Source organism: Terriglobia bacterium (genome assembly GCA_020072645.1).
Classification (GTDB): Bacteria; Acidobacteriota; Terriglobia; order Terriglobales; family Acidobacteriaceae; genus Angelobacter.
This window is the reverse complement of the sequence record JAIQGK010000008.1, coordinates 237959-251245: the sequence shown is the minus strand read 5'-3', so window position 1 is coordinate 251245 and position 13287 is coordinate 237959. Positions and strand designations below refer to the sequence as shown.

Below are 13287 nucleotides of genomic sequence, written 5' to 3'. Positions count from 1 at the left end.
AACTCCTTCAGCTTTGCTTTTTCCCCTTTTACCCGCGCTCCGTACAGCTCTGCCAACTCATGCACCAGCACTCCTATGGACCAGCCATCGCTTACGATGTGGTGCATGGTGATCACCAGCATGTGCTCCTCCGCACCCACCCCCAGCAGCTTCACCCGCAATAACGGTCCGCGGCTTAAGTCAAACCCGCGAAGCGCCGCCCCGCGAGCAAGCCGGATAGCCTGTTCTTCCCGCTGCTCCCTTTCTTCTTCATGAAGATCCGCCTCTTCGATTTCCGGGTCCGTCTCGGTCATTACTTCCTGGATCGGGGTCCCGTCTTTCATCCCGAAGCTGGTCCGTAACGCCTCATGTCTTCTGATAATCTCCTGCAGGCTCCAGTGCAGCGCCTCCGTGTCCAATGGGCCTTTCAGATTGATCCAGAGCGGTATGTTGTATGCCGCGCTGCCCGGCTCCAACTGATCCAGGAACCACAGTCGCTGCTGCGCAAATGAAAGCGGCAAAGCTCCGCTCCGAACTGCTCGCGCGAGGGAAGGCGCCTTCCGCGTTCTGCCTTCGGCACTCAACTGCTCGACGCTCTTTGCCAGCTCTTCTACGGAAGACGCTTCAAAGAGCCGCCGCAAGGGGACCTCTACTCCGAGAAGGTCGCCAATCCGGGCCATAACTTGCGTTCCCAGCAATGAATGCCCGCCCAAATTGAAAAAATTATCAGCAACGCTTACCGGACCGCAGCTCAGCACGTCTTCGAAAATTCCGCAAAGCATCTCTTCCATGGGCGTCTTCTCCCGCGGCATGGAGTCGATCGGAAGGGCCCCGAGTTCCGGCTGTAATTTCGCCAGTGCCCGGCGATCGACTTTTCCGTTCGCATTTACTGGAAGTTTCTCCAGAAAGATAAACGCGAACGGAACCATGTATTCGGGTAGCTTGCTGCGAAGATGCGCGCGCAGCTCATTGATTTGCGACGGAAGAGATGTGTCTCCTGACAGGCAAGCCACAAGCTGCTTCTCGCCGGCTTGCGGGCCCTGGTGGATGATAACCGCGGCTTCCCGCACGCCTGCGTGCTGTCCCAGCACAGCTTCAATTTCTCCCAACTCAATGCGATATCCGCGGATTTTAACCTGATGATCGGCCCGGCCATTGAATTTCAGACGCCCGTTGTTGCGCCACAAGGCCAGGTCCCCCGTGCGATACATGCGGGACCCCGGCTTTCCGTAAGGATCCGGAAGAAAACGCTCCGCTGTCAGATCAGGTCTGCCCGAGTATCCACGCGCCAGACCTGCTCCTCCAATCAACAGTTCACCGTTCACGCCAACCGGCACGGGTTCCATGTGCTCATCCAGAACATAGAGCCTGCGTTTGGGGAGAGGACGCCCGATCAGAACATCTACCGGCTGGCTGCTCGCCGGCGGGAAATAATGCTCCGTGCATTCGATCACCGCTTCCGTGGGCCCGTACGCATTGACCACATCGATGCGCTCCGGCACGGTCTGCCGCCACTGTTCCACTGCTTCTGCTGGAATGCTTTCACCGCTCAAGATGATCAGACGCGTGGCGGATCCGCTCAACTGGGGCCAGGAACGTTGAAATGCGACCAACAATGCGGGCGAGAACTCTGCAACTGTGGCGCCGGTCGCCACCATGTAAGCGATGGGATCGACTCCTTCGCTCCTGAAATCCGGCAGGATCTCAAGCTGCGCGCCAAAGCACAAAGCGAGGAAAAGCTGGCCGAGAGAAACGTCAAAGACTGCTGAAGCAATCAGCAGAACCTTGTCAGCCGGCGAGATTCCATACATTGAATTGATGCTATGCAGAAAATAAACAAGTTCATGGCGCTCAACGACTACGCCTTTGGGCAGACCGGTGGATCCCGAGGTATGGATAATGTAGGCAGCATTTTCCGGAAAAGCCCGGGATGCGGGGGGCTCCGCGCTTTGGGTTGCAATCTCCTCCCAGCCGCTATCGAGATAAACAATATGGCCTTCGTAGTCCGGCAGGCGTTCTTGCATGCTTGCATGCGTCAGCAGGATTTTCACGTTCGCATTGCGCAGAACGTAACCAATACGTTCCGCGGGATACAGCGTATCGATAGGCACATAAGTACCTCCGGCTTTCAGCACGGCAAGCGGACCCAGTACCAGGTCCAGGCTGCGATCAAAGCAGCATCCCACCCCAACCTCCGGCTCTGCTCCCATTGCTTGCAGATAGCGCGCCAGTTGGTTGGCCCGCTGCTCCAGTTCGCGATAACTCCAACTTTTTCCCTGGAAGCTGACCGCCAGGCCCTCCGGATTGCGGGCGGCATGATGCGCAAAAAGATGCTCCGGGGCGATTTCAGCGTCAGCTTCAAGCTTACGTGAGTTCCAATCTTCCAGGATCTGCCGCTTCTCAATGCTGCTCAGCAGCGGAATTTCCAGCACCGGCCGTTCGGGCTCGGCAACCACGCTTTCCAGAATTGTCCGCCAGTGGCCCAGCAGAGCCTGCATTTTTTCGGGATGAAAGAGGTCGGTCTCATATTCCAGGTTTGCCCGCATCCCCGCCCCGGTTTCAGTCACGTTCAGGCTGATCTCGAATTTGACGGTTGTTTGGGACGTGGGCTGGAAAGAGGAGACCCGCAACTCTCCTAACCTCAACTCTTCTATGGGAACATTCTGGAGCAGGAACGTCACCCGCACGAAAGACGGACCGCCCATGTCGCGTTCCGGCCGCAGCTCCTCCATCAGCTTTTCAAAAGGAAGGTCCTGATGGGCATACGCATCCAGCACTGTATTTTTCGTCTGCGCCAGCAACGCACGGAAGCCGGGATTCGGTTCCAGATTGGCGCGCATGGCAAGGACGTTGACAAAGAACCCGATCAGCCCTTCCGTTTCCAGCCGGTTCCGTCCAGCAATCGGTGAACCCACCACGACGTCCCGCTGTCCCGTATAGCGCGCCATGAGTACTTGAAAAGCGGCCAGCAGCGTCATAAACAGGGTGACATCCTCTCGCCGGCTCAGATCCTTCAATCGCGCTGTGATCTCGGCGCCCAGATGGAAAGACAGGACTGCTCCCCGATTGCTGACGTGGGTTGGGCGGGGAAAGTCCGGTTGTACGGTTAGCGGCTCAACTCCCTCCAGTTGTTTGCGCCAGTAACTCAGCTGTTCCTCCAGGGCTTCATGCTGGAGCCAATTCCGCTGCCATACGGCAAAATCCGCATATTGAATCTCAAGCGGCGGAAGCTGGGGCTGGACGCCCTTTAACCTTGCTTCGTAGAGGAGAGTCAATTCCCTGATCATGATTCCCACGGACCAGCCATCGCTGATGATGTGGTGCATGGTGAACAGAAGCACATGATCATTGTGTTCAAGGCGCAGCAACCTGGCCCGGACCGGCGGACGTTCGCTGAGATCGAATGGCAGGGTTGACTCCTGCTCGGCGATTTTCCGCACAGCTTCCTGGCGCTGTGGTTCAGGTTCCGCCATCAGATCGGTAAACTCAAAAGCTGGATCGAAGTTTTCATGGACTTCTTGCTGCGGAACTCCTTTGACGCTGGGAAAACTGGTTCGCAGAACTTCATGTCTCCGGATGATCTCCCGCATGCTCCATTGCAGCGCATGCGTATCCAGATCGCCTTGCAGCCGGATGCCGAACGGTATGTTGTAAACCGCGTTTTCTGGCTGCAACTGCTCCAGAAACCACAGCCGCTGCTGGGCAAACGAAAGCGGCAGCGTCTGGTCTCTGCTGCACTTTATGATGGCGGGAAGACTGGTCTTTACCGGAAATAATCCGCGCAGCCTTTGTTCCAGCAAGAGGCGTTTTGCGGGCGACAGCTTCGATGCACGATCAGGGGCGGAGGTCTGCATAAGGGGGTTCCAATTCCATGTTGAGGGCAACGCTTTCAGGAGAGAGAGTAGACGCGTTATTCCCGCGCCGCTGCGTTCAGTTTGACGAGTTTTTCGGCTTCTTCTTCGGAGATCTGTTCGATGTCGTCGATGAGCGCATCCTCGATCAGAGCCGCCAATTGCGCCACGGTGGGAGATTCAAACATCTGGCGAAGCAGGAAATTCACGTGGAATGTCTCTCGTATTCGTGAAATCACCTGGGTCGCCAGCAAGGAATGGCCGCCCAACTCAAAAAAATTGGCTTCCACGCTGACCTTGTCGAGGCGCATTAGCTCACAGAGGATCGCTGCGACGGTTTCTTCCACCGGGGTGCGGGGGGCGACATGGCCGGAAGAGGCGCCGGAGAGCTGTTCCGGATAGGGCAACATCACGCGATCGAGCTTGCCGTTGGCATTCAACGGCAGCTCCTCCATCGCGACAAACACCGATGGAACCATATAATCAGGCAGTTTTCCGGAGATATAAGTGCGCAGTTCCTGGGCGTCCACAGCCTCGCCCGTCGGCACCACATAGGCCACCAGATGGTTCTGGCCCACACGATCTTCGCATGCAGCTATGACCACCTTGCGTACCAATTCATGCTCGCGCAATGCGGCTTCAATTTCTCCCGGTTCTATCCGGCAGCCCCGAATCTTCAATTGCTGATCGGTCCGGCCGATATACTCCAATGTTCCATCAGCGCGCCACTTCACCCGATCGCCGGTACGGTAGATGCGTTCTCCGCAGGCGAACGGGTTGGGAAGGAACCGTTCAGCGGTAAGATCTGCGCGATCCCAATATCCACGGGCTAGGCCGGCACCGCCGATAAAGAGTTCGCCCGTCACTCCCGGGGGACAGAGATGCAAATACCTGTCAAGCACATAGGTTTGCGCATTCTGAACCGGCCTCCCGATGGGGATGGTTTTGCCGTCCAGCGCGACCTTGATCCATGTTGTCACCACCGTGGCCTCGGTGGGACCATAGTGATTCACAACGCTGAACCCCGGATCCTTCACGGCCAGTGGCAGCAGTCGATCAGCTCCGGTCAGCAGTGTCTTTAATGGCAAATGCTCTGGTTCATGAGAAATCAGTGCGGTTGCCACCATCGTGGGCAGGAATGCGATGGTGATTCCATTCGTTGAAATCCAATCCATCAATCGTGGTACGGAAAGACGATCTTCTCCAGTGACTATATGCAGGCTCGCTCCATAAGACAATGTTGGCCAGATTTCCCATATAGAAGCGTCAAATCCCTGGGATGCATACTGGGACGCGCGGTCCTGACCGCCGGTGCCGTAAGTTTTGGCATGCCACTCAATCAGATTCACCAGGCTACGGTGGCTGATCACCGTTCCTTTGGGGCGGCCTGTGGAGCCCGACGTATATATAAGGTAGGCGGCATTTTCAGCATAGCCGGCCGATTGCGGTTCTTCTTCTGGCATTTTGCTGATTTCGCCGGCATCACGGGTGAGGAGCACCCGATGCCGAAGGTATGGTGATTGCAGCAGTTCCTCTTCCTGCTCCATCAACAGGAACTCTGCCCGCGAATCTTCAAGGATCAGTTTTGTGCGCTCCGGCGGATGTTCCGGATCGAGAGGCACATACGTTCCGCCTGCTTTCGAGATGGCAAGCATCCCGGCTACGGCCGCGGCGCTGCGCCTCACGATTACCGCCACACGCGTCTCAAGCCCCACTCCGAGACTGCGCAGATAATGCGCCATTTGGTTCGCCCGCCGTTGCAGTTCAGAGTAACTCAGACTCTTTCCTTCACAGCTGACGGCACACGCGTTGGGTGTCTTTTGGGCCTGCGCATCAAACAATTCATGGGCAAGATGCTCAGGAACAGCCTGTGCGGCCCCGTTGCCCAGACGCAGCAGACCGTCGATTTCCTCCTGGCCCAGCATCCGCAGCTCAGAGATGCGCTTTTCCGGCGTCCGGACAAGCTCTTCCAGAAGCCTGCACCAGTGCTTTACCATCCTGGCCACTGTCTGTCTCTCAAAGAGGTCCGTGGCAAAGATGCATGTGCCGGAAACACGACCGGCCGATTCCTGAAGTGTAAAGACGAGATCGAAGCGCGCGCTGTGCTCAGACGAGCCAAGTTGCTCCAGTTGCACACCTGAAAATGGATTGAAAGAATCCGGTTGATTTTGCAGCAGCAGCTTGACCTGAAAGATAGGCTCACGGTTCAGGTAGCGCTCCGGGTTGTATCTCTCCACCACCCGCTCGAAGGGTACATCCTGGTTGGCGTAAGCGCTCAGGCAGGTTTCGCGAACCTGCTGCAACAGCTCCCGGCTTGTGGGGTCGTTGTCGAGATGAGTACGCATCACCAACTGGTTGACAAAGAATCCGATGAGCGGCTCCAACTCGGCCCGGTTTCGATTTGCGACATCGGTACCCACAACAATGTCTTCTTGTCCGCTATAGCGTGAGAGCATGATCTGAAAGGCCGCGAGCAGCACCATGAACAAGGTGGTCTTTTCACGCCGACACAGCTCATAAAGGGCCGCAACCACCTCTCCCGGCACGTGGATGGGGACAGAATCACCGCGACGGCTCAGTTGCGGCGGCCGGGGATGGTCAAACGGCAATTCCAGGACGGGAGAGCCCTCCAGTTGGTGGCACCAGTATTGAAGTTGCCGCTCGATAATGTCTTCCTGGAGCGTTGCCCGCTGCCAGGCGGCATAGTCCGCATATTGCACGGATAACTCCGGAAGAGGCGACGGTTTCCCTTTCAGAAACGCGCCATAAATTGCCGCGACCTCCCGGACCAGTATGCTCATCGACCAGCCATCGCTCACGATATGATGCATCGTCAACAGGATTACATTCTGCTGCTCGCTCAGAGTCAGCACCCGGACGCGCCACAGCGGTCCTTGTGTGAGATCGAAGCGGATGCGGGCCTCAGCGGCGGCTGCTTCCTGTATCCGTGCCCGCTGTTCTTCTTCCGGCACATGCCTGAGATCGGTGATCTCCATGGCGAATGACTGGAAGGGCTCGATTACCTGCAGATCGTGCCCGTCTTTACGAACAAAACGCGTCCGCAGCGATTCGTGCCTGCGCGCAATTTCTTCCACGGTGGCTTGCAATACCGTCAGGTCAAGAGGACCGGTGAGACGCCAGCCGGAAGAGATGTTGTATCCAAAGCCGCCATGCTCCAACTGGTCCATGAACCACAGCCGCTGCTGGGCAAAGGAGAGCGGTACGCCGCCCTCGCGTTCCACCCGGGGAATGCTCCCGGATTTTTGCTGCTCAGCCGAAAGAAGCGCTTCCAGCGCCCGGCGCTTTTCAGGAGAAAGCGCCGCAATCCGTTCATTGATGATGTCTGACATTTGATCCTCAGGATTGATTCTGCGCAGAGCCGCACTGGGAGGCCGGCCCGGAGATATTTAGTGAGAAGGCCGGAGCAGCGCTTTCACGTCGTCTGAGTCCATTTGTTCCACCAGATCGAGCAGGCGCAGCATATGATCGTTGTGCCTGCGCTGCTGTGCTTCTTCCATGATCCCGGCAAAATCGCGGAGCCGGGGATGGGAAAACAGGCTGCGCAGTTCGATCTCCGTACCCGTAATCTCGCGCAACCGGACGACAACGCGGGTAGCAAGCAGCGAGTGGCCACCGAGATGGAAGAAATTTGCGGTGGAACTCACCGCTCTTGTTCCCAATACCTCGCTCCAGACTTTGGCGACCAGTTCCTCCATGGGAGTGCGCGGAGGAACAAAATCGGCCGCGCTGAAGTTGTCGCCGGAGGGCTGCGGCAGCGCCTTGCGATCCAGCTTGCCGTTCGACATAAGAGGCAGGTCCTTCAACACGACGAGCTGCGAAGGAACCATGTATGCCGGCAGGCGCTCTCTCGCGAATTCAAGCAGCCCGGCGGAAAAGCCGGCATCATCTTGTGCAGCGTTGATTGCCGGCTCGCCCTCCTCGGAAAAAAGCGCGGAGTAAAAGGATGATTCGCGAAATCCTTTTCCAAAATGGTTGGAACGGAAACTGAAAGAGACATCTCCTCCGGAGCTTCGCAATACCCGCCCTTCCAGCATGTAATCCGGGTTCACTCCGTTCTCGCAGAGTCGAGCGCTACAGGTCGCTTCCACCCGATCGCAGGGCTTCACGCTCACCGGGGATTCAAAAACCGGAAAATACACGGGAAGCCAGCAGTGATCATGCTCGAGAATGTCGATCCAATGACCGGCCGAGGTTTCAAGCGTCAGCCAGACGAGCACTCCATCTAACTCGCCTTCTTTTTCGATCGTGAGGCTGATCGCGCGATCATACTCCGGTGAAACGGGTCCGCGAAAATCGAGTTCTTCAAATATGTCCGAATTGGAAAGCACCGCCGATCGAGGAAAGCGCTTGAAGCACACTCGCAGATCGAACTTCTTCGCCACCTGCTCAAAGATTTTTCGCACGTAATGGACGGATGTTTCGCTGAACCCCAAATTGTCCCTGATTTCCCGGGGAAGGTTTACGGCCGCAACACGTGTGCAGCTGCGCTGGGGGATCATGATGCCCGACGGTTTGAGAAAACGCCGGACATCGTTCAGAATGACCGCACCGCCTTCAACCCCGCCGATCGGCCCGACGATTTCTGAAACGCAGACATCGGCGGCTTCAGGCAACTCCGTGCGTTGTGCGTCGCCCTGGATAACCACGATTCGGCCGTCCAGTCCAAGCTCATGAACCAGGGCCCGGGCCCTCCGGCAGGATTCTTCCAAGCGCTCGATTGCGTATACGATGCGCGCTCCGGCTTCGATACACATGCGGGCCAGGACCGCATGTGGTCCAGTACCTACCTCGACGACCACCTTGCCGCAAACATGATCGGCGAAGGCGGCCCGATAAGCGTCATTACGGCGTGTATCCGCCAGCATGGCGCCATACAGCAGATCGTCATAAACAAAATACTCCGCGACCGACGGCCACAATTCGATATGGGCTGCGCCGCGAGGCTCCCGTATAACATAACCCACCAGCCGCTTGTCGCCGGGGGTGGTCTCCTGCCCTATAACAGCAGCTTCCCGCACTTCCGCATGCTCGGCCAGCGTAGCTTCAATTTCTCCTGGTTCGATCCGGCGTCCGTGTATTTTGATCTGCTGATCGACACGCCCCAGGTATTCCATCGTGCCGTCAGCCCGCCATTTGATGCGATCCCCAGTGCGGTAAAGCCTCTCACCGGGACTTGTAGCGTATGGGTGAGGCACAAAAGATTCCGCTGTCCGGTCCGGGCGTTTCAGATAGCCGCGCGCCATGCCGGCGCCGCTGAGATATAGTTCGCCGGGAATTCCGATGGGCGCCGGCTGCATTTTTCGATCGAGTACATACGCCTTCGTATTGGCAACCGGACGTCCGATCGTAACCACATCGCCGGAGAGCGGGCTGGAAATGGAGGCGCAAACAGTCATCTCCGTAGGGCCGTAACCATTCAGCATGGTCCGTCCCGCGGACCACTTGCGCGCCAGATCCGGAGGACACGCTTCCCCGGCCACGATGAGCGTCGGCAGCCCGGTGCATGGCTCAAGTGTTCCCAGCACCGATGGCGGCGCCGTCACATGGGTGATCCGCGCTTTCAACAGCAAGTCAGATAAAACGCTTCCAACCAGATGCTCGTTGGCCGGCGGCATGACCAAGGTCGCTCCTTTGAGCAACGCCATCACCCAGTCCGCTACTGATGCGTCAAAGCTCAATGGCGCAAACAACAGGACACGGTCCCCCAGCCCTACACCATACGGGCCAACTGCTTCGGCCAGATTGCATACTCCACGATGCTCGACGATCACCCCTTTAGGTTTACCCGTGGAGCCGGAGGTATAAATAAGATAGGCTGCGTTTTCTGGATTGACTTTTGCCGCTCGATTGCCGCTCCCGCTTGATGGCAGATACATATTGCTGGTAACAGCTTCCACTTGCACCGGTAGTCCCGCGAAAAGCTGCGCGGCCCTTTGCTCAAAACCGGCTTGCACCAGCAGCACGCGGATTCCCGCATCCTCCGCCATGTAGCGCAACCGCTCCACCGGATACACCGGGTCCAGCGGCACGTACGCTCCTCCCGCCTTCAGCACTCCCATCAGCCCCGCCACCATCTCCAGGCTCCGCTCCATCAGGATCCCCACCCGCACTTCCGCCCCTACTCCCAACTCCCGCAACCGCTCCGCTATCCCATTGGCCCGCCTGTTCAGCTCCCGATAACTCAGCTTCTCCCCTTCGTACTCCACCGCGATCGCTTCCGGACTCCGCTCTACCTGCGCTTCGAACAACTCCTGCACATTCTCGTCTTCCCTTACCTCCACCTCTGTCCGGTTCCACTCCACCAGCACCTGCTCCCGCTCTTTCTCATCCAGCAATTCCATCTCCCATATCTTTTCCTCTCCACCGCGGCTCGCCTGCTCCAGAATCCGCTGATAATGCCGGACCAGCCGCTGCACCGTCTCTCCGTCATACAGATCACGGGCATACACCACTTCACCCAGCAGTCCTTCATCCACTTCACTCAATGAGATCGTCAAATCGTATTTAGCGGCGGTTTGCTGTAATTGAACTTCACTGATTGTGAGCTCCTCCAGGCGCAGCCTTTCCATGGGAGCGTTCTGCAGCACCAGCCCCACCTGGAACAGCGGGCTGCGGCTCAGATCACGCTCCGGCTGCAACTCTTCCACCAGCTTCTCGAACGGTACATCCTGATGCGCATACGCTCCCAGGCATACTTCCTTCACCCGCCGCAACAGCTCCACAAAATGGATCTCCCCGCCCAGTTCCGTCCTCAACACCATCGTATTCGCGAAAAATCCAATCAACTCTTCCGTCTCTTTCCGGTTCCGGTTCGCTATCGGACTCCCCACTACCACTTCCTCCTGCCCCGACCACCGTCCCAGCACCACCGCGAACCCTGCCAGCAACGCCATATACAGCGTCGCTCCTTCCTGCCTCACCCTCTTCCTCAGTCCCTTCATCACCTCCCCGTCCACAACAAATTTCTCCCGCCCACCCGCATAGCTCGGCTGTCCCGGCCGTGGCCGGTCACTGGGCAGTTCCAGCGGTTCCACTCCCGCCAACGCCTTGCGCCAATATCCAACTCCTTCAGCTTTGCTTTTTCCCCTTTTACCCGCGCTCCGTACAGCTCTGCCAACTCATGCACCAGCACTCCTATGGACCAGCCATCGCTTACGATGTGGTGCATGGTGATCACCAGCATGTGCTCCTCCGCACCCAGCCCCAGCAGCTTCACCCGCAATAACGGGTAATTTTGCAGATCAAACGGTTCTTCCGCCCATGCGTGGACTAGGCGTAACACATCCTCATTCAGACCGGCCAGATCGATCTCCTCCACAGGCACCACGGCCCCGTTTACCAGTTCCTGTACGGGTACTCCATTGTTTTCCCTGAAGCGGGTGCGCAGGCTTTCATGCCGGTCCACAATTTCCCGAATGGCATAGAAGAGCGCCGGCTTGTCAAGACGTCCGTGAAGCCGCAACGCCGAGGTGATATTGTAAGCAGCGCTCTGAGGATGCAGCTGGTGTATGACCCACAGCCGCTGCTGCGCGAACGAGAGCGGTGATTCCGCTCCGCGCTGCACACGGACCAGAGGCGGAGGAGCCTTCGTCGCGGACCGCCGTGCATCCCTGATCTTCTCGCTGAGCTCCCTGGCCGTGGGCGCTTCAAACAACGTCCGCAATGGGATTTCCAACCCCAGCGCACCTCGAACACGGGACATCACCTGCGTCACCAGCAGCGAATGACCTCCCAAATCGAAGAAATTATCGTCCCTGCCCATCGGAGATTGGCCGAGCACTTCTTCAAAGATTCCACACAGGACCTCTTCCTCCATGCTGAGCAGGCTGTTCGCGGATGAAGCGGTTCCCTGGAGCATGCTTTTTGGAGGCAGCAGCGCCCGGCGGTCAACTTTGCCGTTCAGCGTGCGCGGTAATCGCGCAAGCGCTACATAAGCGCTGGGCGCCATCGATTCCGGCAAAAAGTTCAGGACATGTTGCCGCAGCGCGCCGATTTCGCACCCTTCGCCGGGCACAACGTAGGCACACAGATAATTCGAGCCTTCTTCGGTCCCATGGACCACGGCCGCGGCTTGCTCCACGCCGGGGCAACTCATCAGGACCGCTTCTATCTCCGTCAGTTCAATTCGCACCCCGCGGACCTTCACCTGCTGATCACGACGGCCGACCAGTTCGTAATCTCCCGAGTCCAGGATGCGCGCGAGATCTCCGGTCCTGTACAACAGATCGTTCGGATCGTTTTCTTTGCTGAAGCGGTTTGGAATGAAGGCGGCGCTGGTAAGGTCCGGACGATTGTAATATCCCAGCGAGCGGTAGGGTGTTCGAATAAAGATTTCTCCCACCATGCCGGGACGGCACAGGTTGCCATTCTCGTCTATGATCGCCGCCTGCGCTCCCTCGATGGGCTTGCCGACAGGGACGGAGGCCCTGTCGGCATCTTGCGGCGAGACAAAATAGATGAATTTCGTCATCGTTGTCTCGCTCGCTCCATAGAGATTCACGAGACGCGCGGCCTCGCCCAGCGCATACCACTTGCGCACGTCGCCCGGCAGCAATGGCTCGCCGGAAAGAAGCACGTGCCCCAGAGAATCCATTCTTTCCTGGCCCGCGGCTTTGCTGAGAAGCAGCCGAAAGACTGAAGGTACCGTATGAATGAGGTTGACCTTCCGTTCGTTTATCCATTGCCTGAGACGGGTTCCGTCCATCATTGTCTGCGGATCGGCCGGAACGCAAATCGTGCCTTTCAAGCACAGCGGCAGAAAGATGTCGCGAAGAAAAGCATCAAACATGGGAGAGATGAACTGGCTGACGCGCGTCCCTTCTTTCAAGCCCAGGGCGCCCATTTCCCAGCGAATATAGTGGTCGATTGCTTTCAACCGGCCGGCGATGCCCTTGGGAGCGCCTGTGGAGCCGGAAGTAAAGAAGATGTAGCAGAGCGCGTCAGGATCGGATTCTACCGGTTCCACGCTCGTCGGCGATCCGCTTTCAACGAGATCCGGGGCTTCAGCAATCACATGCACTGGGCTGGACAACCGCATGTGCCGGAATTGCTCAAGGTATTCTGGCTGTACCAACCCCCATCCCGGGCCACACAGTTCGAGCATTGATTCGGCGCGCCGGGCAGGCGTTTCCGGCAACAAGGGCACAAATACCGCACCGGCCTTGAGGATGGCCAGAAGAGCCACGACCAGGAACTCTCTGTCTTCGGCAAAAACAACCACCCTACCGCCGGGCCCGGCTCCCGCTGCCCGCAGCAGCTGGGCCATGGCATCGGATCTCCTGTGCAGGTGGCCATACGTAATCCGCTTGTCTCCGATTTCGAGGGCGATCAGATCAGCATGTCCTTCAGCAATGCTGGAGAACATTTCATGCACAAATGGCGGTCGTATGCGGGAAGAAACAGTGATGGGACTATAGGATTCAGGCAACATGGGAAG

The 13287-nt window shown here is 57.7% G+C and carries 4 protein-coding genes; all 4 read right to left on the bottom strand.

Annotated elements, in window-relative coordinates; all coding sequences use genetic code 11:
- Positions 1-3833: amino acid adenylation domain-containing protein (locus tag LAO76_13480; GenBank protein ID MBZ5491937.1), on the bottom strand; the 3833-nt coding region annotated here is incomplete at its 3' end.
- Between the two features lie 56 nt (positions 3834-3889).
- Positions 3890-7180, bottom strand: a complete 3291-nt coding sequence (locus tag LAO76_13475; GenBank protein ID MBZ5491936.1) for an amino acid adenylation domain-containing protein — start codon at positions 7178-7180, stop codon at positions 3890-3892.
- Between the two features lie 57 nt (positions 7181-7237).
- Positions 7238-10894: an amino acid adenylation domain-containing protein gene (locus LAO76_13470; GenBank protein MBZ5491935.1), complete on the bottom strand. Its 3657-nt coding sequence runs from the start codon at positions 10892-10894 to the stop codon at positions 7238-7240.
- Complete coding sequence (locus LAO76_13465; protein ID MBZ5491934.1) at positions 10792-13281, bottom strand: amino acid adenylation domain-containing protein; 2490 nt, start codon at positions 13279-13281, stop codon at positions 10792-10794. The genes LAO76_13470 and LAO76_13465 overlap by 103 nt, the downstream gene beginning before the upstream one ends.
- Between the last annotated feature and the right edge of the window lie 6 nt (positions 13282-13287).

Coding starts and splice junctions, on each gene's coding strand:
- LAO76_13465 (MBZ5491934.1), bottom strand. CDS start 13,281: ATGTTGCCTGAATCCTATAGTCCCATCACTGTTTCTTCCCGCATACGA.
- LAO76_13475 (MBZ5491936.1), bottom strand. CDS start 7,180: ATGTCAGACATCATCAATGAACGGATTGCGGCGCTTTCTCCTGAAAAG.